This window comes from Pseudomonas syringae KCTC 12500 (assembly GCF_000507185.2).
GTDB lineage: Bacteria > Pseudomonadota > Gammaproteobacteria > Pseudomonadales > Pseudomonadaceae > Aquipseudomonas > Aquipseudomonas syringae.
This window is the reverse complement of sequence record NZ_AYTM02000002.1, coordinates 1,153,962-1,176,395: the sequence shown is the minus strand read 5'-3', so window position 1 is coordinate 1,176,395 and position 22,434 is coordinate 1,153,962. Positions and strand designations below refer to the sequence as shown.

General features: G+C 59.0%; 22 protein-coding genes. 10 read left to right on the top strand and 12 right to left on the bottom strand.

What is annotated here, in order from left to right:
- Positions 1-187 precede the first annotated feature (187 nt).
- Genes V476_RS05625 through V476_RS05615 form a run of 3 tightly spaced genes read right to left on the bottom strand, consistent with a single transcriptional unit; the run spans position 188 to position 2,510 of the window.
- On the bottom strand, positions 188-520 hold the full coding sequence (locus tag V476_RS05625) for a hypothetical protein (RefSeq protein ID WP_004416217.1): 333 nt from the start codon (positions 518-520) through the stop codon (positions 188-190).
- Positions 521-548: 28 nt separating this feature from the next.
- On the bottom strand, positions 549-2,099 hold the full coding sequence (locus V476_RS05620; RefSeq protein WP_004416219.1) for an AmpG family muropeptide MFS transporter: 1,551 nt from the start codon (positions 2,097-2,099) through the stop codon (positions 549-551).
- A 54-nt stretch (positions 2,100-2,153) separates the two neighbouring features.
- The gene (locus V476_RS05615) at positions 2,154-2,510 is read right to left on the bottom strand and encodes an MGMT family protein (protein ID WP_024959702.1); all 357 of its coding nucleotides are present in this window, start codon (positions 2,508-2,510) and stop codon (positions 2,154-2,156) included.
- A gap of 157 nt (positions 2,511-2,667) precedes the next feature.
- Here V476_RS05615 and V476_RS05610 point away from each other — a divergent pair, with 157 nt between their 5' ends.
- Positions 2,668-3,675, top strand: coding sequence for a DUF481 domain-containing protein (locus tag V476_RS05610; protein WP_003395309.1), 1,008 nt, complete (start codon positions 2,668-2,670; stop codon positions 3,673-3,675).
- Between the two features lie 54 nt (positions 3,676-3,729).
- On the opposite strand, the gene V476_RS05605 is transcribed toward V476_RS05610, so the two are convergent.
- Entirely contained in the window at positions 3,730-4,488 is a 759-nt protein-coding gene (locus V476_RS05605) for an SDR family oxidoreductase (RefSeq protein ID WP_024959703.1), read from the bottom strand.
- A gap of 278 nt (positions 4,489-4,766) precedes the next feature.
- Here V476_RS05605 and V476_RS05600 point away from each other — a divergent pair, with 278 nt between their 5' ends.
- The 3 genes from V476_RS05600 to groL all read left to right on the top strand — a co-directional run bounded on the left by V476_RS05600 (position 4,767) and on the right by groL (position 7,504).
- A complete protein-coding gene (locus tag V476_RS05600; RefSeq protein WP_003363969.1) occupies positions 4,767-5,261 on the top strand; it encodes an FxsA family protein in 495 nt (164 codons plus the stop codon).
- Between the two features lie 256 nt (positions 5,262-5,517).
- Positions 5,518-5,811 carry a co-chaperone GroES gene (locus V476_RS05595; protein WP_003304675.1) on the top strand — a complete coding sequence of 98 codons (294 nt, stop codon included), beginning with the start codon at positions 5,518-5,520 and terminating at the stop codon, positions 5,809-5,811.
- A gap of 49 nt (positions 5,812-5,860) precedes the next feature.
- Positions 5,861-7,504, top strand: a complete 1,644-nt coding sequence (gene groL, locus V476_RS05590; protein WP_003413326.1) for a chaperonin GroEL — start codon at positions 5,861-5,863, stop codon at positions 7,502-7,504.
- Between the two features lie 80 nt (positions 7,505-7,584).
- Here the strand turns inward: groL and V476_RS05585 are convergent, their stop codons facing one another.
- The gene (locus tag V476_RS05585; protein WP_024959704.1) at positions 7,585-8,325 is read right to left on the bottom strand and encodes a phosphatase PAP2 family protein; all 741 of its coding nucleotides are present in this window, start codon (positions 8,323-8,325) and stop codon (positions 7,585-7,587) included.
- A gap of 177 nt (positions 8,326-8,502) precedes the next feature.
- Between V476_RS05585 and colR the strand changes: the two genes are divergently transcribed.
- The 5 genes from colR to V476_RS05560 all read left to right on the top strand — a co-directional run bounded on the left by colR (position 8,503) and on the right by V476_RS05560 (position 12,297).
- Complete coding sequence (colR, locus tag V476_RS05580; RefSeq protein WP_002555020.1) at positions 8,503-9,186, top strand: two-component system response regulator ColR; 684 nt, start codon at positions 8,503-8,505, stop codon at positions 9,184-9,186.
- A complete protein-coding gene (locus tag V476_RS05575; protein ID WP_003413322.1) occupies positions 9,176-10,465 on the top strand; it encodes a sensor histidine kinase in 1,290 nt (429 codons plus the stop codon). Before colR ends, V476_RS05575 begins: the two co-directional genes overlap by 11 nt.
- Before the next feature lie 200 nt (positions 10,466-10,665).
- The gene (locus V476_RS05570) at positions 10,666-11,346 is read left to right on the top strand and encodes a class I SAM-dependent methyltransferase (protein ID WP_003313508.1); all 681 of its coding nucleotides are present in this window, start codon (positions 10,666-10,668) and stop codon (positions 11,344-11,346) included.
- Between the two features lie 4 nt (positions 11,347-11,350).
- Positions 11,351-12,073 carry a lipopolysaccharide kinase InaA family protein gene (locus V476_RS05565; RefSeq protein WP_004416236.1) on the top strand — a complete coding sequence of 241 codons (723 nt, stop codon included), beginning with the start codon at positions 11,351-11,353 and terminating at the stop codon, positions 12,071-12,073.
- Complete coding sequence (locus V476_RS05560) at positions 12,070-12,297, top strand: hypothetical protein (protein ID WP_024683819.1); 228 nt, start codon at positions 12,070-12,072, stop codon at positions 12,295-12,297. Before V476_RS05565 ends, V476_RS05560 begins: the two co-directional genes overlap by 4 nt.
- A gap of 18 nt (positions 12,298-12,315) precedes the next feature.
- Here V476_RS05560 and V476_RS05555 read toward each other — a convergent pair whose 3' ends face one another.
- From V476_RS05555 to V476_RS05545, 3 genes are all read right to left on the bottom strand, one after another.
- The gene (locus tag V476_RS05555; protein WP_024959705.1) at positions 12,316-13,422 is read right to left on the bottom strand and encodes a DUF1513 domain-containing protein; all 1,107 of its coding nucleotides are present in this window, start codon (positions 13,420-13,422) and stop codon (positions 12,316-12,318) included.
- Between the two features lie 16 nt (positions 13,423-13,438).
- Entirely contained in the window at positions 13,439-14,503 is a 1,065-nt protein-coding gene (locus V476_RS05550) for an imelysin family protein (protein WP_024665055.1), read from the bottom strand.
- A 61-nt stretch (positions 14,504-14,564) separates the two neighbouring features.
- Positions 14,565-15,992, bottom strand: coding sequence for a di-heme oxidoreductase family protein (locus V476_RS05545; RefSeq protein WP_024959706.1), 1,428 nt, complete (start codon positions 15,990-15,992; stop codon positions 14,565-14,567).
- A 226-nt stretch (positions 15,993-16,218) separates the two neighbouring features.
- On the opposite strand from V476_RS05545, the gene V476_RS05540 reads away from it, so the two are divergent.
- Positions 16,219-16,848: a pyridoxamine 5'-phosphate oxidase family protein gene (locus V476_RS05540; RefSeq protein WP_003424424.1), complete on the top strand. Its 630-nt coding sequence runs from the start codon at positions 16,219-16,221 to the stop codon at positions 16,846-16,848.
- A gap of 130 nt (positions 16,849-16,978) precedes the next feature.
- On the opposite strand, the gene V476_RS05535 is transcribed toward V476_RS05540, so the two are convergent.
- The 4 genes from V476_RS05535 to V476_RS05520 form a co-directional block, all read right to left on the bottom strand.
- Positions 16,979-18,337 (bottom strand): imelysin family protein, encoded by a 1,359-nt coding sequence (locus tag V476_RS05535; protein WP_003348183.1) that lies wholly within the window; start codon positions 18,335-18,337, stop codon positions 16,979-16,981.
- Positions 18,338-18,517: 180 nt separating this feature from the next.
- A complete protein-coding gene (locus tag V476_RS05530; protein WP_024959707.1) occupies positions 18,518-20,569 on the bottom strand; it encodes a putative bifunctional diguanylate cyclase/phosphodiesterase in 2,052 nt (683 codons plus the stop codon).
- Positions 20,570-20,973: 404 nt separating this feature from the next.
- Complete coding sequence (sodB, locus tag V476_RS05525; protein WP_003313497.1) at positions 20,974-21,555, bottom strand: superoxide dismutase [Fe]; 582 nt, start codon at positions 21,553-21,555, stop codon at positions 20,974-20,976.
- 192 nt (positions 21,556-21,747) lie between these two features.
- Positions 21,748-22,350, bottom strand: a complete 603-nt coding sequence (locus tag V476_RS05520) for a LysE/ArgO family amino acid transporter (protein ID WP_003313496.1) — start codon at positions 22,348-22,350, stop codon at positions 21,748-21,750.
- Between the last annotated feature and the right edge of the window lie 84 nt (positions 22,351-22,434).

Here is a 22,434-nt window from a genome sequence, read left to right as displayed (position 1 = left end):
ATTACTCTTGATGCTGCAGTGAGGTAGTGAAGAATGGCTAGCAGTGTCGTCGGCCAATTCATAAGAAGCTGTAGTGCGTTTCTTACGGCGTAATGAGAGACGCCAGGAGGAAAGACTGTAAGGGGAGGGCGCGCGCTATATGAAAAAAGCCCTGGCGCGTGAGCGTCAGGGCTTTTTTAGTCGGCGATTACTGCAGGCTTATATTGGCCAGCGTAACGATAATGCCGATTGCCGCGACGACGGCGGCGACTGCATTGATCGAGAACACCGTGCGTAGGGTTGTGGAGAGTCTCCACGGTTTTACGGCGAACGCATAAACCAGCAGAAAGATGATGGCGAAGATCTCCACCTGCGCGAGCAGAACCACCGCGCCACCGAAGGCCATTGGCCCGGAAGGGGTCGCGGGATCCTGTGACAGGTAGGAGCTCAGCAGGGTGCCGATGATCGGCAGCCAGATCCCCAGGCTGATAAGGATCAGGGGAACGGGGTTGAAAGCGCGTGCTTTGTTTTCGGTGTCCAATGTTGTTCCTTGATGAGGTAGCCAGAGATCAGGGCTTGTCGATAACGGAAGCCTCTTGAGGCGGCTCGGTCTTCGCCGTGCGTATCTCTCGGTTCCATTGCAGGATGATCATCACCAGCGTCGGAATGCCCAGCAGCGCGGTGATCAGGAAGAAGTTGTGGTAGCCGTACTTTTCCACCACCACACCGGAATAGCCGCCCAGCAGGCGCGGTAGCAGCAGCATGATGGAGCTGAGCAAGGCATATTGCGTGGCAGAGAATTTCAGGTTGGTGAGGCTCGACAGGTAGGCGACGAACGCCGATGTCGCCAGCCCCGAGCTGAGGTTGTCCAGCGAGATGGTGACGATCAGCATCTTCACGTTCGGGCCCATGTCCGCCAGCAACAGGAACAGGATATTGGTCGAAGCCGAGGCCAGTCCGCCGATGAACAGGATAGGCATGATGCCGAAGCGCACGATCAGCAGCCCGCCGATACCGGCGCCCAGCAGGGTCATGATCAGGCCGAAGATTTTGCTGACGCTGGCGATCTGGTCCTTGGTAAAGCCCTGGTCGATGTAGAACACGTTGGCCATGACCCCCATCACCGTGTCCGACATCCGGTAGGTCGCGATCAGGCCCAGCAACAGCAGCGCCTGCCAGCGGTAGCGCATGATGAAGTCGTTGATCGGGGTGAGAACCGGTGCCAGTCCGCGACGACCCATCGAGGACAGGCAGGCGATGGTCAGGAGCGTGTAGAGAATCGCGCGTAAAAACGCCCGGTCTTCCAGCAACAGGTCCATCCAGCTGGTGCCGTTGAACAGCACACTGGCGAAGTCGGTATTGTAAAGCTGGGTAAACATCGCCGGTACTGAGACCAGCAACACAATCAGCACGAACACCGAGGCCAACTGGTGCGTAAAGCCATAGCGCGCTGCCGACAGTTGGGTGCGCAGCGGCACCGGCGGCTCGCGCATGATCAGTGTGGTGACCAGGGCGGGCAGCATCAGCAGCCCGAACAGCACATAAGTGCCGGTCCACGCTGAATGCTTGTAGGCAAAGCCTGTAGAGCCGAAGCCCTCGGCGAAATACAGTGCACCCGCTGTCGCCAGCAGTGCAGCGACCCGGTAGCCGGACATGTAGCTGGCGGCCAGGGCAGCCTGTTGGGTGTCCTGGGCAATTTCCAGGCGATAGGCGTCAATGGCGATGTCTTGCGTGGCTGACGAGAAGGCGACCACCACGGCAATCGCGATCAGCCACGAGAGATGCTTTTGCGGGTCGCAGAAGCCCATGCCGATCAGGCCCAGAATCACCAGGCTCTGGGACAGCACCAGCCAGGACCGACGACGTCCCAGTTTGCCAAGCAGGGGCAGGCGCCATTGGTCGAGCAATGGCGACCAGACCCATTTAAAGGCGTAGGCAAGGCCGATCAGGCTCGCATAGCCGATGGTCTCGCGCGCGACACCGGCTTCGCGCAACCACACGGACAATGTCGAAAAGACCAGCATATAAGGCATGCCCGCAGCGAATCCGAGCAGCAGTAACACTAATGTCGACGGGCTGGCATATGCGGCGAGCGCGGCGCGCCAGGTTTTACGGGGCATGGGCTGGAATCTGCCTCAGGTTACGAAAACAAAGGGCGCACTCTAACCGCTGTGCTATAGGGGACGCCAGCCATGGCGCTGCATATCAACCCGATTATTCACAATGGTGACGCCCTCGGCGCGTAAACGTGCCCGTTGTTCGTCACCGGAAACGCTGCCAGGCGGCAGACTGAGCCGACCTCCGGCGCCCAAAACCCTATGCCAGGGCAGCGAAGAACCGCCCGGCAACTGGCTCAACGTACGACCCACCCAGCGTGCAGCTCGGCCCAGGCCGGCCAGTTCGGCGAGTTGCCCGTAGGCGACCACTTTGCCTTCCGGTATCTGCGCCATCGTCAGGTATAGGGCGGTGCGTCGCGCCTCGTTCGGCGATTGTCCTGCCGGGTAAAGTAATGTCAAGTCCGAGTCTGCCACGCGATAATCCTGTATAAAACGCTATTGATTGCTGTTCGCTGAACTTTTGCTTCTCCGGGCTGTCAGTTACCACCGTGCTTGATGGTACATGGATCGCACCGACACCTCCCCGCAGGAAAATGCCTGATTCCCGCCTTACAGAGCCTAGTTATCGCTTATGTTGTCCAGAACCCTGTTGTGCCTTGCAATCACCGCTGTTTCCACTCCATTGCTTGCCGATACCGTCTGGTTGAAGAATGGCGACCGTCTGACCGGCACAATCAAGGTGTTCGACGGCGGCAAATTATTGCTGCAGACCGAATACGGTGGCGCTATCGCACTGGACTGGAAGCAGGTCAAGACCCTGAAAAGCGATCAGCCGTTGTTGGTCAAGCAAGATGAGCATGGCGGCGAAGTCTCCAATTCGCTGCAGGCAGCGGATGATGGCAAGGTCGTGCTGGCCAATGGCGATGCACCCAAGACTGTCGAGCTGGCAAGTATCCATCAGATCATCAAGCCCAAGCCGGTTATCACGGATCTTGTCTGGAAAGGCAACATCGATGCGGCGCTGGATTTCCAGCAGGCCGAAAACGATACCAATGATTACAACGTCGCCTTCAAGACCTCGGCTCGCCATGGCGACTGGCGTCACAACGCCAAGGGCGATTACAACCGCGAGACCACCGACGACGTAGTCGGCACTGACAACTGGAGCGCCGAGTACTCGCTGGACCGCTTCCTGACCGAGAAATTCTTCTGGGACGGTCGCGTCAGCTACAAACGCGACAAGGTCGAGGATCTGTCTCGTCAGCGCGTAGTCGGTACCGGTCCAGGTTACCAGCTGTGGGATGACGAACTGGGTGCATTCAAGGTCGGTGCGCTGCTCAACCGTACCGATTTCGAGTTCTCCAACGACGAGAAGGAAAACTTCTATTCCGTTGCCGGCACCTGGGATTACAACCGCTACCTGATCGGCAAGAAGGTCGAGTTCTTCACCAACGGCGAGCTGGGCAAACCGCTGAGTGCCGTCGCCGACTACTCGCTGGATGTCGAAGCGGGGCTGCGTTACAAGGTGACCGACTGGGCGTCGCTTAACCTGAAAGCCGAGAAGAACGTCATCAGTGGTTCGAGCAATGGCGATGTCGACAAGACACGCTACACCGCTGGCTTCGGCGTAAGCTGGTAAGCGAAGGGCAGGCGACGCACACCCTGTGCGTCGCCTGCTGCTTTTACGGGCTGACTAGATTCGCATTGCGCCATCCAGCTCAAGGATGCGTCCGCTGTAATAATCGTTTTCCAGAATATAAGCCACCGAGTGTGCAATCTCGTCCGGTCTGCCCATGCGCTTGAGCGGGATCGCCGAGGTCATCTTCTCCAGTGCTTCGGGGCGCATGCTGCCGGTCATTTCGGTTTCAATGAACCCCGGCGCCACGCCTGCCACTCGAATGCCGTAGCGCGCCAGTTCCCTTGCCCAGGTAACCGTCGCAGCCGCCACACCGGCCTTGGCTGCCGAGTAGTTGGTCTGTCCGATATTCCCCGCACGTGAAATCGACGAGATATTGATGATCGCGCCCTGGCTCTTCTGCTCGATCATTTTCGCCGCCACTTCGCGGGTGCAAAGGAATACGCCGGTCAGGTTGACGTCGATCACTGCCTGCCATTGCGCAAGGCTCAGTTTGGTCATCTCGCCATCCTTGACCTTGACCAGCAGGCCGTCACGCAGAATGCCAGCGTTGTTGACCAGGCCATGAATGGTGCCGAAATCCTCGGCGACCTTGCTGACCGTATCGACGACCTGTTCTTCATTGGCAACATTGCACAGATAGGCGCGAGCCTTGACCCCGAGTGCTTCACAGGCGGCGACAGCCTGATCGAGTTTCTCCTGATTGAGGTCCAGCAGCGCCAGGTTGGCGCCTTTGCCGGCCAGGTATTCGGCCATGGCTCTGCCCAGCCCCTGGCAGCCGCCGGTGATGATTATCAGCTTGTCTTTCAATTCCATATGCGTGCCCAATCACAGTTGATCGTTTCCATGGCATCACTGGCGGGTTGCGAGTGCTTATGCCATAGCCAGAGCACGTTATAGGCTGTTTTTACCCGTTCGTCTCGGGCGGGCCGCCTGGCCCTGAAATACACCGACACACGTTTGTGAAGGCCTGGTTCAGCTCACTTGTGCGCATAATTTAGCGGTAAGCCAGATGCAGGGAGCTTGAATTAACGACCTTCTGACATCACATACGGTCTACTCGGAAGGCATTCTTCCCTTGAGGAACTCATTTGATGCGTGTTTTTTTGCTGCTGTTTCTATTATTCCCGGTACTTGAGCTGTTTCTGCTGGTTCGTGTCGGGATGTCCATCGGCTTTCTCTGGACCTTTCTGCTGGTCGTCGCGACGTCGATGCTCGGCTTGTTCGTGATGCGCGTGGCCGGTTTCGCGACGGCGCTGCGTGCACGCGAAAGCCTGGCGCGTGGCGAGTTGCCTGCCCAGGAAATGCTCGAAGGCCTGATGGTTGCCGTGGGCGGCGGTCTGCTGCTGTTGCCCGGTTTCATCAGCGACATTCTGGGTGTGATCTGCCTGTTGCCGATCACCCGTCGTCTGCTGATCAACAAGGTCCGCCAGCGCGCCCAGGATCAGGCCATGCGTCAGCGGGCCTTCGCCGATGATTTGCAGACACCTGCCAATCAGGGCGCGTCGAGTCATCGCCCGACGGCGATTCACCAGCCTACCCGCGAGCCCGACGTCATCGAAGGCGAGTTCGAGCATCGCGACAAGTAATCTTCCACACCCCCCGGCAGCGCGGCACCTCAGGGTGCCGCGTTCGTTTTGACCAGCCGGTTCGGGTGTAAAAAATTTCTACCCAAGACTTGTAATCACTTTGCTCGCCCTTATGTATGGGTCACCGCAAGGTTTCTGGCCTGAAGGCCAGACCGTATTCTGCGGTTCGCGCGTCGAACCGTAACCGGCAAGTCCGGATTTAAACCGGCCGGTGCACTCACCGGACGATCAAACAAACATAATCAGGAGATCGACAATGAAGCTTCGTCCTCTGCATGACCGCGTCGTCATCCGTCGCAGTGAAGAAGAAACGAAAACTGCCGGCGGTATCGTTCTGCCAGGTTCGGCTGCTGAAAAGCCTAACCGCGGCGAGATCGTTGCTGTGGGTACCGGCCGCGTGCTGGACAACGGCGAAGTACGTGCGCTGGCTGTGAAAGTGGGTGACAAGGTTGTGTTCGGCCCTTATTCCGGCAGCAACACAGTGAAAGTAGACGGCGAAGACCTGCTGGTGATGAGCGAGAACGAGATTCTTGCTGTCGTCGAAGGCTGAGTGCTCCCGCTGACTTCCGTTACTACTAAGTATTCAAGGAATAATGATCATGGCTGCTAAAGAAGTTAAATTCGGCGATTCTGGCCGCAAAAAAATGCTCGCCGGTGTAAACGTCCTGGCTGACGCAGTTAAAGCGACCCTGGGCCCTAAAGGCCGCAACGTTATCATCGAGAAAAGCTTTGGCGCTCCGCTGATCACCAAAGACGGTGTTTCGGTTGCCAAGGAAATCGAGCTTAAAGACCGTTTCGAAAACATGGGCGCGCAGCTGGTCAAAGACGTTGCTTCCCGTGCTAACGATGATGCAGGCGACGGTACCACTACCGCTACCGTTCTGGCTCAGGCCATCGTCAACGAAGGCCTGAAGGCTGTCGCTGCCGGCATGAACCCGATGGACCTCAAGCGCGGCATCGACAAGGCGACCATCGCCATTGTTGCCGAGCTGAAGAAGCTGTCCAAGCCATGCACCGACACCAAGGCAATCGCCCAGGTCGGCACCATCTCGGCCAACTCTGATCACTCCATCGGCGACATCATTGCCGAAGCCATGGAAAAAGTGACCAAAGACGGCGTTATCACCGTTGAAGAAGGTTCTGGCCTGGAAAACGAGCTGTCTGTTGTAGAAGGCATGCAGTTTGACCGTGGTTACCTGTCCCCGTACTTCATCAACAAGCCGGACACCATGGTTGCCGAGCTGGACAGCCCGCTGCTGTTGCTGGTCGACAAGAAGATCTCCAACATTCGCGAAATGCTGCCGGTTCTGGAAGCAGTCGCCAAGGCTGGCCGTCCTCTGCTGATCGTTGCCGAAGACGTTGAAGGCGAAGCGCTGGCGACTCTGGTGGTCAACAACATGCGCGGTATCGTGAAAGTTGCAGCCGTCAAGGCTCCAGGTTTCGGCGATCGTCGCAAGGCCATGCTGCAGGACATCGCTGTTCTGACTGGCGGTACCGTTATCTCCGAAGAGATCGGCCTGAGCCTGGAAACCACTACCCTGGAACACCTGGGTAATGCCAAGCGCGTCATCCTGAACAAAGAAAACACTACCATCATCGATGGTGCTGGCGTGAAAACCGATATCGACTCACGTATCTCCCAGATCCGTCAGCAAATCGGCGACACCAGCTCGGACTACGACAAAGAAAAACTGCAAGAGCGTCTGGCCAAGCTGTCTGGCGGCGTTGCAGTGATCAAGGTCGGTGCCGGTTCCGAAGTCGAGATGAAAGAGAAGAAAGCCCGCGTTGAAGACGCCCTGCACGCAACCCGCGCAGCCGTTGAAGAAGGCGTGGTACCTGGCGGTGGCGTGGCACTGGTTCGCTCCCTGCAGGCTATCGAAGGTCTGAAAGGCGACAACGCTGATCAGGACGTCGGTATCGCTCTGCTGCGTCGTGCAGTCGAAGCGCCGCTGCGCCAGATCGTTGCCAACTCCGGTGACGAGCCAAGCGTTGTTGTCGACAAGGTCAAGCAGGGTTCGGGTAACTACGGTTACAACGCTGCTTCCGGCGAATACGGCGACATGATCGAAATGGGTATCCTTGACCCGGCCAAAGTGACTCGCTCTGCTCTGCAGGCGGCGTCCTCCATCGCCAGCTTGATGATCACCACCGAAGCGATGATCGCTGACGTGCCTGACGACAAGCCAGCAGGCGGCGGCATGCCGGACATGGGCGGCATGGGTGGTATGGGCGGCATGATGTAAGCCAGCTTTACCCCCAGCGTTACACCCATAAAAAACCCCGCCTTGTGCGGGGTTTTTTTATGGTCTTTGTGTCCGATCAATCAATGCGTCGGTTGTACTTTGCTGTTATCGAGACCCTTGGGTTCGGGGCGGTAAAGCACGAAGTAATAAACCCCCAGACAGATCAGCCAGCAGAACACTGCGGTCCAGATGTTATGGGAAAAGAAGTGCGCACCTTGCAGCATCCGCCCGACAGAGAACACCGTTCCAAGGCCGAACGCCAGAGCCAGGCCCATTTTTGCCATCCGTGGACGACGGTCGCGAAAAGCGAAGAACAGCGAGAACAGGGTAAAGCCGGTCGCCGCATGACCGCCCGGCCAGCAGCGTCCCGGTTTATCGGTCGCAGGGCGTGGGCTCAACAGTTCGCTGTAGGTTTCCTGACCACCGAATTCTTTCAGGCTCCAGGGGCACTGCACTGACGTCACCACTTTCACCGGGGTAACGAAGGCGGTTGAAAGCGCCATGGACAGCACCAGGCAACCCAACTCCCTGCGCCACGGGATCAGGCGCTGTACTTTGAAGGAAGCCGCAAAGCCGATCATCGCCACCGCGCCGAACACCATGACCAGCTGTTTGGCGCGGTCGTGGAGAACGTCTTCGAGAAAATAACTGTGCCTGCCGATGAACTGTCCGCTGACCGGATCGAAGGCCAGCTTGGCGATGTCCATGTCCAGTGACGTCAGTTCAAGCAGCATGAGGATCAGCGCTACGGCGACAGGGATACCCAGGTAAATCCACGGGTTGATCGAACGGGAGTAGGGTGGGGCGACGGTTTTCGACATATCGAATCCAGATCTTTGAAGGGCATGCCGCGATTATTGTGTGCGACGGTTCGTCTCAAAGTGTGTCATGAGCCTTATGAATCATAGGTGAAAAAAACGTCATGCCATTTCGGCGCTGGCCCTCACGCCCACTTCGTCTTAAGCTGCGCCAGCCCAAACTGCATACGAGAGTGTTTTATGCGAATTCTTCTGGTTGAAGACAACCGCGACATCCTGGCGAACATGGCCGATTACCTGGGCATGAAAGGCTATACCGTCGATTGCGCCCAGGATGGCCTCTCAGGACTGCATCTGGCAGCCACCGAGCACTACGACCTGATCGTTCTCGACATCATGCTGCCCGGTATTGACGGCTACACCTTGTGCAAGCGCCTGCGCGAAGATGCCCGGCGGGACACGCCGGTCATCATGCTCACCGCCCGCGATCAACTGGACGACCGACTGCAGGGCTTCCGCTCCGGTGCTGACGACTACCTGCTCAAGCCGTTTGCCCTGTCTGAGCTGGCCGCGCGGATCGAAGCGGTATTGCGTCGTGCCCAAGGCGGCGGGCGGCGTACCTTGCAGGTGGCTGATCTGGTCTATGACCTCGACACCCTCGAGGTCACGCGTGAGGGGCGCATGCTCAAGCTCAACCCGGTCGGCCTCAAGCTGCTCGCCGTACTGATGCAGAAAAGCCCGCACGTGCTGCGTCGCGAGATTCTCGAAGAAGCGCTGTGGGGCGATGACTGCCCGGACAGCGACAGTCTGCGCAGCCATGTGCACCAGTTGCGTCAGGTGATCGACAAACCGTTTGGCAAACCGCTGTTGCAGACCGTGCATGGCGTGGGCTATCGCTTGGCCGAGGGCCGGGATGGAGTTTAAACAGAGTCTTGCGCAACGGATCATCATTGCTTTTGCATTGATGAGTGCACTGGTCGCCGGGTCGTTCGCCATCGGAATCATCTCCACCGTCCACCTGGTCGAAGAAAAGCTGATTTCCGCCGGCCTCGGTGGTGACCTCAACCGTCTGATGCTGATGGACAGTGTCAGCGACTGGAGCCACCGGCCCAAGCCCGACCAGTTGTTCTATTTCACCAATGGTCCGGGCGACTTCGACCTGCCCAAGGATATTCGTCACCTTGAGCCAGGTTTCCATGAGGTGTTCCGTGGGCCGTTGTCCTACCACGCCATGATCGAGGTGGTGGATGGCCGGCATTACGCCCTGTTGCAGGATCAGAGCGATTTTGAAGAGCGTGAGCGGGTGCTGTTCGCCGTCGTGCTGGTCGGTTTCGTTCTGGCCTTGGCACTGGCGGTGTTTCTGGGCTGGGTGCTGGCGCGCCGGGTCATGGCGCCTGTAGTGCGTCTGGCCCGGCAGGTTCGCCACCGTGACCAGCTGCTTGGACTGGCTCCGCCATTGGCGCCCGACTATGCCGCTGACGAAGTCGGCGAGTTGGCGGTGGCCTTCGATGCAACATTGGGTCGCTTGCGGCAGGCGCTGATTCGTGAGCGCATGTTCACCAGCGACGTGAGCCATGAACTGCGTACGCCATTGATGGTGCTGGCCAGCTCTTGTGAGCTACTGCTGGAAAACCCTGCGCTCGATTTGCGCGGCCGCCGTCAGGTCGAGCGTATCGGCCGTGCCTGCGAAGAAATGCGCGATCTGGTGCAAACCTTCCTGATGCTCGCTCGCACCCAGCGCGAAGACCCGGCCATGACGCCCAAGGCCACGCTGGTCGGGGTGGCCGAGCAATTGATCTCCCAGTGGCGTGACCCGATAGAGAGCAAGGGGCTGCAGTTGACCTATACGCCACCTGCCGATGACCAGCTGTCCGATATTCGTTACAACGCGACCTTCCTGCATGCCGTGATGGGCAACTTGCTGCGCAACGCGCTGCATTACACCGATCACGGATTCATCGCGCTGACCCTGCACGCCGAAAGCTTCACCGTGGAAGACAGTGGTGTGGGCATTCCCGAGGAGAAGCGCGAGGCAATGTTCGAGCCTTTCGTACGCGGCAACGAGCAGCGCGGAGAGGGGCTGGGCCTCGGGCTGTCACTGGTGCAGCGCATTTGTACCAATCAGGGATGGAGCGTGGATCTCACCCCAATGGAACCCCATGGTTGCCGGTTCAAGGTGACGCTCAACGTGATCAAACCCTGACCTTTCTCTCGAGTAGACCGGCCTTATTGGGTAGCGGCCAATCGACTGCACTTCGTCGATTGGCCACACACGGCCTCTAACTCTCTGTAAAATCTCGAAACACCTGACGTTAAAAGGTAACATTTTTTTCACATTCAGATGACCTGACGGTGACGGCCGTGCCTTTAATTTGGCGCCCATCAACATCAGGAGCTGCTCTCATGAGCGATCGCATCGAACTCGAGTTTTCCCGAAAGTACGACAAGACACACGCCCGCCAGTACCTCGAAAAGCATCAGGACGGTATCTGGCGCAAGCTGTCGCATCACCGCGATGAACAGCTGGCGAGAAAGGCGCTGCACATGGCCGGGGACCCAGGCCTGGTGCTGGACCTGCCTTGTGGTGCTGGACGCTTCTGGCCGCTATTGGCCGAGAAGCCGAACCGCTCGATCATCGGTGCCGATAACTCTGCAGACATGCTCAGTACCGCCTGTGCCTCGCAGCCGGCAGACGTTGTAAAAAGGGTACAACCTTTGCAGACATCTGCCTTTGCCATCGACCTGCCTGATAACGCAGTAGACAGCATCTTCTGCATGCGCTTGTTGCACCACGTCGGTCAGTCCAGCGACCGGATGGCTCTATTGCGCGAGTTTCAACGCGTAACCCGTGACAGCGTGATCGTCTCCCTCTGGGTGGATGGCAATTTCAAGGCATGGAAGCGTGCGCGCCTCGAGAACAAGCGCCAGCAAAAAAACGGGCGGGAAAGTTACCAGAATCGTTTTGTGTTACCTGTTGTTACCGCAGAAACCGAATTTGAGCAGGCAGGATTTCGCATTCAGAACCGAATGGATTTCCTGCCCATGTACGCCATGTGGCGAGTCTATGTCCTACGTAAAAGGTAAAAAGATGGGTTTGCAGTCCGTGAAAGAACCAGTTGTGAACCCGATCCAGAACGAGTTCGATCAGTTCTGGAGCCAGCGTGGCGAATGGGTTGAAGAACCCAATGTGCGTCGCGGCGGAGAGAGTGGTGTGCAGCGGTTGATCATGGACGATGGGCAGACCCTTTATGCCAAACGCCAGACAGGTCACATCTACCGCAGCCTGCTGCACCCGCTGGGCCGACCCACCGTACTGCGCGAGCGCGAGGCGCTTGAAGGTCTACGCAAGCTTGGCGTCGTCGTCCCCGAAGTGGTGTTTTGTGGTGCCGAGCGGGGTGAGGACAACGCCTGGCGGGCATTGTTGGTCACCGTAGCGCTGGAAGGCTTCGAGGAAATTGAAAAGTGGCAGGCTGCCGGAGGGCGCGAGCGCCATGGCGAGCTGTTCTATGAGCGTGTGCTCAAGGAAGTGGCAGCCACTCTGGCCCGCATGCACCTGGGCCGCTGGCAGCACAGCTGTCTGTACATCAAGCACATTTTCGTGCGCGTGACAGGAGAAGGGGCGGACGCCAACGTCGAGGTCGCCTTGCTCGATCTCGAGAAGGGCCGTCGCCGCCTTACCGCTCAAGGCGCAGCCCAGCACGATATGAAGCAGCTACGACGCCATTCGTCATTCAGCGCTGCAGACTGGCAGAAGTTGATCTACTTTTACCAGGCAGCGTTTGGCAGCTCTATCAAAGGTTTAGAGTCATGAAGCTAGAAATGGCAAGAGGTCTGTTTATCTTCGGTGCACTGGCAGTTGCCACGGTCGCCGTGGCGGCGCTTGAACAACCGTCTACCCGCATCCTCACCACGCAGCACGGCGAGGGCCACTGCCCATTGCCACGTGTGGCGAAGAATCTTGTGAACGTGCAGCCGGACCACGACCTGTTGCTGTTCATGTACAGCCTGGCGCAGGGTACCGGGATCAAAAACTGAAGCCCTGGGCTCTCTTACCTAACCCACCTGAGCCAGATGAAGATGGTTGTCCCACAACCCGGCTGGCAGGTCCAATGGCTGGGCCAGCAGTTGCGCTTTGCGACAGTCATAGAAGCGGCAGCGTCCCTGGCCTGAGGTCACGACAAAGCCGTCGGCTACAGCCCCCACTCCCGCACAGTCCGGCAACGGCGCATCCAGTTTCAATGCGCCACTGTCCAGATCCCAGATAAAGAAGCGGTTGCCGCGGGGTGCCGTCAGGGCTACCAGTCGAAGGTCACTGTGTACCGCGACGCTGGCGGTGTAGTGGGCCATCGCGCGCAATTGCTCCTCTGCCACCGGAAACGCTTGGAATGGCTGGCCTGGACGCTTGATTGCCAACAGTTCGGCCAACTCGTGGCTGTCGCCCATGAACTGTTGACCCGCGACGATGGTGCCATCGCTGGCAATGCCCATATGGCGCACGCTGTTCATCTGCTGGGAAAGCGCTTCCTTGCTGAGCAAGGTACCGTCACGCTGCATGATGACCAGGCTGGGTTGCATGGCATCGAGGTTCATCTCTACCCGGCTTTCCGATTCGGTGCGAATGCCACCATTGGCGACCACCAGCGTTTCACCGTCCGGCATCCAGGAGACCTGATGCGGGCCGATGCCATGCGTGGGGATCTCGGCCGAGTGCACCAGTCGCTCGTCGACGAAGCGGTAGACGCCCAATAAACCGCGGCCTGGATCGCGGGTATCGTTTTCCGTCGCATACAACCATTCGCCGTCGCGATGAATCACGGCATGGCCGTAGAAGTGGCGGTCGGGCTGCGAAACGATGGTTTGCAGCAAACGGCCATCGCGCAGGTCGATCAGGTAGCTTTCCGTGCCAGGACGACGGGCGATGAACACCGCGAGTGGCAGCTCAGGATGATTGATGATGTCGTGGCAGCGCTGGCCCACCCGGGTCGCGAATACCTGCGTTCCGTCGAGCTTGAAACCCACTGCATAGTGCTTGCCGTCGCCATCGTCGCGAGCGGAAAGCAACAAGGGGCGTGTGTTCTTTTGCTTGAACAGGGTCCAACCACCCAGCGTGCAGGCGCTGCGCAGAAGACTGCCGAGCGCCATGGCCTGACGTCGCAACATCACCTCTACCTCTTGATCAATCGCCGTCGTTGGCGTTGAAACCCAATTGAATGCCGAGGGCCTTGGCCAGCTCGCCTTCGTGCAGGCGGTGTACGGCATTCAGGCTGTCGTAAAACGCATTGAGTTGCTGGCGTCCTGCATCCGTGGCCAGCAGGTCGGCCAGCGGCGGCTTGAGTTCCGACAGCAATTTGCGGCTGTTAGCGTAGGCGGCATCGATTTTGTCGGCCAGCGGTTTCTGCTCGGCGGGCAGCAGGCTGCGCAAGCCCTTGTTGTCGACACCGGTCCACACCGTCTCGGCGCTGATCAGGCTGGCTTCCAGGCTGCTGAGCGACGACTTGCTGCGCCAGGCATCTGCCTGGAACGGCTGTGGCTGCCCCTTGCTCTGGCGACCCAATGGCGTGCCGAGCTTTTTCTTCAGACTGTCGAGGGCGGTGACCTGAACCCGCAGCAATTCGGCAATCGCTTCATGAGAATCGGCGTAGCGCTGATTGGGGAACTTGCTCAGTTGCGCGAGCATGCCGTCGGTGCTGTTCCAGCTGTTGAGGATTTCTTCGGCAAGCAGCTTCTGGCGTTCACCGATGGCCATCAGTAGCGGGCAATAGCGTGCTTTTTGCTCGGCATTGGCCATGTCGATGTCAGCGTCGAAGAGGATGTATTCGTAGGCGGACAAACCCTGCACCACGACACTGGCCTTGGACAGTTCCTGAGCGGTGATCTGTGGCTGTGCAGTCACCAGTTGCTCGACCTGACGGCCCACCAGATTCTTCTTGTCGGGCCAGAACTGTATTTGCCAGGCGCGATTGCCTTCGGCCAGAGGGCCGATCAACAGCGGTTGCAACTCGGCCCAGGTCTTCTGTGCTTTCAGAAAGTCGGCGCGGGCGCTGGCCAGATCAGTCTTGCCCTGGCAGAACGCCAATGCGCTGGCTGCCAACTGACGATCAGCCTCCACCCAACGGCTGTAGGTCGGCAGGATGACCTGTTTGGCAATCGCTGCGGACGTTACCGCCTGAGGGTCGGATGGCGAGCAGGCACCCAAGGCAAGTGCCGCAAGGCTGGTCAGCAACAACTTGGGTCGGAACATGTCCGGCTCCTTATTTCTGAAAGGAAGATGTGTGAACAGGAAGATTCTGCAAAGGGCGCAATCATAACGAATTCAGGAAGGCCAGCAGCGCTTCACGTTGCTGTGCGTCAAAAGCCAGAACCTGGCGCTGTGCCGCCTGGGCTTCGCCGCCGTGCCACAGTATCGCCTCAAGCGCATTACGCGCGCGACCGTCGTGCAACAGTTGGGTGTGTCCGCTTACCGTGCCGGTCAGGCCAAGCCCCCACAAGGGTGGGGTGCGCCACTCACTACCGGTGGCCTGGAACTCGGTACGGTTATCGGCCAGCCCTTCGCCCATGTCGTGCAGCAGCAAGTCGCTGTACGGGCGAATCTCCTGATTGGCCAGCTCGGGTTCGGCGGCGTCGCTACGGGTTTTGAAAGCGGGTGTGTGGCATTGCTGGCAGCCAGCCTGAAAAAACAGGTTCTTGCCTGCCAGCACTTGAGGGTCGTCGACCTTGCGACGCGCCGGAACACCCAGGTTGCGGGTGTAGAACTCCACCAGGCGCAGGATGTTGTCGCTGACTTCCGGTTCGCCATCCGGGCCATTGCCATTGGGCGCAGCCAGGCAATCGGTCTGGGCCGGCGTGCAGTCATCGAAAGGGCGCAGGCTGGTGGTCAGCCCCATATCACCGGAAAAGGCATGCACGTTCTGCTGGTTGAGGTTTGGCTGTCCGGCTTTCCAGCCAAACCTGCCCATCACCACTTTTTGCCGAGCGTCGTCCCACACCCAGTTGGGACGTCCCGAGATGCCATCGGCGTTCTTGTCGTCGGGGTCGGCATTGGCAAGGATGGCATCATCGGCAATCGCCTCGAGCAAGCCCAGGCCGATCATCGGCAGTGCCACGCGAGCCGAGATGTGAGTATCGGGGTGCATGGGGCCATAGCCCAACTGGGTGATCCTGAGGGTCGGCTGGCGCAGCTCGACTGACGTGCCATCGCGAAACTCGACCGTCAGCGCATCGTACTCGACCCGCACCTTGCCCTCGGGCGCAACGCCGGGGTTCGACATGTCCTGCAATTGCCCGCCGTAGACCGGTTCGGGCAGCACGCCGTTGCGCTTTATGAGGTCGGCATAGGCCGGGTCATCGGGAATCGACAGCCTGACCAGCATGGATACGGCATTGCTGTCGCCAGCCTCCGGCGGGTGACCGCGACCGTCCTTGATGTGGCAGTTCTGGCAGGCATTGGTGTTGAACAACGGCCCCAGCCCATCGCGAGCCGTGGTAGTCGACGGCGCAATCACCCACGGGCTGCGGAAAAAGCTGTTGCCGACGCTGAAATCCAGCCGCCGTACGGGTGCCAGGTTGGCCGAGGGCATCGAGAAGGCGTTCTGGTCGCTCTTGCTGACGGTGGCGCTGCCACCCGACAAGGCTTCTCCCGGCTCGGCATGCGTGAAGCGCGGGGCGTCATCGCACGCGCTCAGGACCAGGGTCGTGAACAAGGCAAATGATAGACGGAGCCGCGTACTCATAGACATCCTGCAACGGGGCGAAAAATCGGGGCGTGCAAGCTTATCAGCCTGGTGCGGTTTGAATAAGAGGGATTATCGTTTGCGACGTCTCATGCAATGTGATGTTACGAATCTTCGAGGCTGGTCGGGTCCTGATGTTTTTGCCTATGCTGCGCAGGCTGCTTCACACGATCAGTCACATGACGCTGGCAGCATTCATACACCAACGGCCAGCAGAGATTATCCAATGAATAACCCGGACAACAGCGCGTTCGTGACCACCATCCAGGCACTGGAAGCGATCTATGGTCCGATCGCACCTCCTTCGCTCCTCAAGGAAGTTGACCACATTCACGAGGTCTATCGACCTTTCATCGAGCAGGCACCGTTCGCCGTGCTTGCCTCTGCCGGTCCTGACGGGCTTGATGCTTCTCCACGAGGAGATCAGGCGGGCCTGGTGCATATCGAGGACAGCAAGACGCTTTACCTGCCGGACCGACGCGGCAACAACCGCATCGATACGCTGCGCAACATCGTCAACGATCCGCGCGTCGCGCTGCTGTTCCTCATACCCGGCGTGGGTGAAACCCTGCGCGTCAACGGAACCGCACAGATATCGGTTGAGCCCGAGTTGCTGTCGCGCTTCGCAGTGAAGGGCCAGTTGCCCAGGTCTGTCCTGCGCATTTCAGTGACCAGCGTGTATTTCCAGTGCAGCAGGGCGACCATCAGGTCTGGTTTGTGGGACCCGGCGAAGCACATCGAACGCAGTGCGCTACCCACTGCCGGGCAGATCCTCAAAGCGGTTTCGGCGGAGCAGATCGACGGTGAAGCCTATGACAAGGCGCTGCCGGGACGTATTGCGGATACGTTGTATTGATGCTTGGGAGTCTGCCCATGTCGCAGGTCAACGCGCACGGCAGTTGCAAACAATGCCTGTCAATCAGACACAAAAAATGCCAGTCAGCGAACTGACCGGCATTGATCGTTACTGCAACAAACGCGGTTGATCAGAACTCGTGATCGGCGTTGTCCGGGTTCAGGTCAGTGATGCCCAGCTTGCCAGCCGCCTGCTCGATAGCGCCTGTCTGTTTGACCAGCGCGGCGATGGCGTCACGCACCACCTGATTGCCAGCCGTGTTGCCGGCAGCGATCAACTGGTCGAAATGCTCGCCCTTGTTCGCATGATCGACGATGACCTGCAACTTGGCCTGAGTGTCGTCCAGATCAGCGCGCAAGGTGGCGTCCGTGGCCGGGTCTGCCTTGGCGACCAGAGACGAAAGGCTCGGCCCGCTGACTTTGCTGCCGTCAGTACGGGTGTACTCGCCCAGGTAGACATTGCGAATGCCTTTGCCGTTGTAGAAGTGCGAGTTGTGCGTGTTGTCGCTGAAGCAATCGTGTTCGTCTTCGCTGGAGTTGGCTTCCAGTGCGACTTTCATGCGCTCGCCCGCCAGTTCACCCAGCGACAGGCTGCCCATGCCGAAGAGCATTTTGCGCAGACCGCTTTCGCCGGATTCGGCTTCCAGCGTGGCGCGGTAGTTGTCGGGCACGCCGGCTTTCCAGTTACCGGACATTTCTTCAAGGTCGCTGACCAGCAGGTCGGTGACGGCCTTGAGGTAGGCGCGGCGACGGTCATTGTGGCCGCCGGTTGCGCCAGCCCCTTGCAGGTAATCGCTGGCCGGACGTGCGCCGGCGCCAGGGCCGGTACCGTTCAGGTCCTGGCCCCAGAGCAGGAATTCGATGGCGTGGTAGCCGGTGGCGACGTTGGCCTCGGAACCGCCCAGTTCGTTCAGGCTGGCGAGTTTTTCGGAGGTGATTTCCTTCACGTCGACCTTGTCTTCGCCGACCTGAATTTCGGTGTTGGCGATGATGTTGGCAGTGGCGCCCGGGTTGCCCAGCGCGTGCTGGTAATCCTTGGCCACATAGTCGATCAGGCCTTCGTCCAGGGGCCAGGCGTTAACCTGTCCTTCCCAGTCGTCGATGATGGTGTTGCCGAAGCGGAAGACTTCGCTCTGCATGTAAGGCACACGCGCAGCGATCCACGCCTCACGGGCGGCTTTCAGGGTTTCATCGTTGGGTTTGGCCAGAAATGCGTCGACGGCAGTGCTGAGTTTTTTCGCGCCGGCCTCGGCATCGTCGAACACGGCGGACACCATGTTGGCGTAGTTCGCGACCACAGCCTTGGCCGCCGCATCGTCAGTCTGGGCAGCGGCTGCCGGAGCAGGGGCCGCAGGCGTCACAGCCGGCGTCGCCGGAGCAGCGGCTGGCGCAGGTGCCGGGGCGGCAGCCTTGTCCTTGCCTTCGCCACAACCGGCGAGAGAGATAGCGATGGCCAACAGACTAGCGGTTGCCAGAGGCATACGAATCATGACGGAATCCTGCGTCGATAAAGGTGAAGGCGGGGGTGCGCCCATAAAATCTGCGACATAATGCGAAAGATTTGCATTCGATGTAAAGGCAAAACGCCTGTGTGGGCGTGTTCAAGCATCCGGCAGGTTGTAACAGTCGGTTTCAAGATGACCTGAATGGCCGGAAGCGTGCAAGCCGGCTCACAGGCTGGCGGCGTGGTCCTGACGCGACTGCTTGAGGTAAGCCAGCAACTCCCGACCCGGCAGCGGCTTGCTGTACAGATAGCCCTGGCCTTCGTGACAGCCCTCGGTCATCACATAGGCCTCCTGCTCAACGGTCTCCACGCCTTCGGCAATGACTTGCATGCCCAGGCTTTTGCCCAACTGGATAATGGCTCGCACGATGGTGGCGTCATCGTCGTCATCGATCAGGTCCTGCACGAAGCTGCGGTCAATCTTGATCTTGTCCAGCGGCAGGCTTTTCAGGTAGCTCAGGGATGAATAGCCGGTGCCGAAGTCATCGATGGCAATCAAGGCGCCGGAACGGCGCAAGCTCAGCAAGTGCTGGGCGGCGGTGTTGATATCTTCCATCAGCCCGGTTTCGGTCACTTCCAGTTCCAGGCTGCGCGGTGGTAAGCGGTAGATCTGCAGCAGGTTGTTGACCACGCGGGGGAGTTCGGCGTGATGCAGTTGCACGGTCGACAGGTTGACTGCCATGCGCAAATCGGTGAAGCCTTGATCGAGCCATTCGCGCAGTTGGCGGCAGGCCTGATCCAGCACCCATTCCCCGATGGCGATGATGGTGCCGTTCTGTTCGGCCAGCGGGATGAAAACGTCCGGCGGCACCAGGCCATGCTCCGGATGCTGCCAGCGGATCAGTGCTTCCACACCGACGATACGGTGATCGCGGTAGCTGATCTGTGGTTGATAGACCAAGTACAACTGATTGAGTGGCAGGGCTTCGCGCAGGTCTTTTTCGAGTTCGCGGCGGCGACGCATTTCGCTGTCCACGCTGGCGATGTAGAACTGATACCGGTTACGTGAGCGGGCTTTGGCCAGCGTCATGGTCTGCTCGGCTTTTTGCAACAGCTTCTCGGTGCTGTCACCGTCTTCCGGGAACAGCGTGATGCCGATGGTTGCCCGCAGTCGAATCTGCTGATCACCGACGATGAACGGTGCTTCCAGCTCATCCAGGATATTTTGCGCCAGCTCAGCCGCCTCGTAAGGCTGCTCGATGTTGGACTGGACCAGCGCGAACTGGTCGCCGCCCAAGCGCGCAAGGGCGCCGAGTCTTACGCTGTGCGCGCGCAAGCGATCAGCGAGGGCGAGCAGCAATTGGTCACCGGAATGATAACTGAACTGTTCGTTGATGCCCTTGAAGTCATCCAGACCTACACAAAGAACCGCCACTCTGTGTTGCTGGCGTCCCGCGTCTTCCAGAATCCTGTCCAGTCCGGTCTGCAATTGAAGTCGATTGGGCAGGCCGGTGAGAAAGTCGTACTGCGCCATGCGCTGCAGGTTGTTCTCGGCCTCATGGCGCAGGTAAGTGTGGCGCTCAATGGAAGCCAGCAACTGGTTAGCGGTGTTGACCCAGATTCCCAGTTCGTTTTTCTCGTGGCCTTTGAGCAGCGGCAACTGGTGTTCGCTGGGGCGGTCGGGATTGATCGCGATCAGGTGTTCGATGATCTTTGACAGCGGTCTGGTCAGCAGCCAGTGATAGACCAGATACAACACCAGCCCCATTGCCAGCGCACGCAGCACGCCCGCGATGAAGATGATTCCGGCATTGACCAGAAAGCTTTCGCCGTAATTGGCGGTGTCCAGCGTGATGCGCAGGTCGCCGTAATACTCGCTGTAGGGGTTGCGGCCTACCAGTTGAGTGGTGAAGCTGCGCTCCTGGCCGAGGATGATGTCTGTCAGCCAGCGGGTAGAGGAGGTTTTCAGTGGCCGGTTTTTCTCGGCGAGCAGGCTTTCGTTGGGGTGTCCTATGGACGCCATGCGTACCGAGTCATCCTGGAACAGGCCCTCGATGACCTGCATGCCCATCTCGCGGTCCAGGCTGTAGACGGCCTGCGTCGAAGGATCGCGAAACATGCCGAGAATTCGCTCGGCATCGCTCGCCACGGCCTGACGTGTCTTGTAGGCGTCGAAGACGATTTGCGCACAGCTGAGCAGGATGCCTACCAGAAGCGCCGAAAGCAGCACAACGCGCAGCAACTTTACCGACAGGCTGTTCTTGAGTTCCAGCTTCAATGGCCGTTCCTTAGTTCGTGTCGCAGGGCATATCGCCTCATGACCCTCGAAAAACCAGACCCGCACGCTGTGACCTTGTCACAACCGGTGCGCCTTGCTGATCTTCGCGTTCCTTGCACCTGCTGGCCAAAGCCACCTCAATGTGTCGGGTGGCCATGTAGGTAACTAGAGCAGAACACTGTAAAGAATTACGTCATAGAGAATTACGTTGGGGTACGAGTCAGCTAGCGTTTTCTGACAATACACAAAGTACGAGCGGCAGGCGAAAAAAGATTTGCGATTCGCCTGACGGGCAGGCCGGTGTTCGACGCCGTCGGTAAAACAGGCGTCTGGTGAGCGGCCTGTACAGGCTGCAAAACATAAAAAACCCGGCGCGAGGCCGGGTTTTTTCGATGACGCTGGACTCAGGCTGCGAATTGCTTGGCCACGAAGTCCCAGTTGACCAGGTTCCAGAACGCTTCTACGTACTTCGGACGCAGATTGCGGTAGTCGATGTAGTAGGCGTGTTCCCACACATCGCAGGTCAGCAGCGGGGTGTCGCCGCTGGTCAGCGGGTTGCCGGCACCGATAGTGCTGGCCAATGCCAGGGAACCGTCAGCCTTCTTCACCAGCCAGCCCCAGCCGGAGCCGAAAGTGCCGATGGAAGTCTTGCTGAACTCTTCCTTGAACTTGTCGAAGGAACCGAATGCCTTGTTGATGGCTTCGGCCAGAGCGCCGGTAGGCTCGCCGCCAGCGTTAGGGGCCAGGCAGTTCCAGTAGAACGTGTGGTTCCAGACCTGAGCGGCGTTGTTGAAGATACCGCCCGAGGAGGTCTTGATGATCTCTTCCAGGGTCTTGCCTTCGAACTCGGTGCCAGGCACCAGGTTGTTCAGGTTCACGACGTAGGTGTTGTGATGCTTGTCGTGGTGATATTCCAGAGTCTCCGCAGAAATGTGCGGCACCAGAGCGTCTTTGGCGTAGGGCAGTGGCGGCAATTCAAAAGCCATGGTTTATCTCCTTTCAGGTCAATTGCGGTAGTCGCACGGCCGATCACGGGCGGCCAGATACAGCATGCACCGGGAGTTTTACTCTTTTGCGGCGCAGACCCCGGATCATAGCACCGGGTCTGCGCCTTAACCACGCAACAACTGTGTGGGATAGAGGTTCCCACGCGTTTGACTCTGCGGTCATGAAATCCGTCAGGCTGAGCGGATCAACTGGAAGGCCACGCTGAACATCATCACCGCGATCATCAGGTCCAGCATGCGCCAGGTGGCAGGGCGCGCCAGCCAGGGAGCCAGCCATGCCGCGCCCAGGGCCAGGCTCGAGAACCACAGCAGCGAGGCGCTGGCTGCGCCGGCGACATACGCGCCAGGTACGCCCTGTTGCGCGCCCAGCGAGCCAATCAGCAACACGGTGTCCAGATAGACGTGCGGGTTCAGCAAGGTGACGGCCAGTGCGCTGAGCAACACGGTGCGCAGCGATTTTCTGCCGACCGCTGCACTGTGCTCCAGGCTTTGCCGCGAGCAGGCGCGGCGCAATGCCTGCAGGCCGTACCAGCTGAGAAATATCACGCCGCCCCAGCGCGCCACCGCCAGCAGGGTCGGATTCTGTGCCAGTACATTGGCCAGGCCGAACACACCTGCCGCTACCAGGATGGCGTCGCAGACGATGCACAGCATCGCCACGGCCACATGATGTTCGCGACGCAGGCCCTGAGCCAGCACAAAAGCATTTTGAGTTCCGATAGCCATGATCAGGCCTGCCGCGATCAGCAGCCCATTGAGGTAGCTTTGCCACATAAGGATGTTCCGTTGAGCAGATTCAGATGGCCATTCTTATGGGTGGAGAGATATAAGGAAAACCAATAATCTTCATCGCTCATT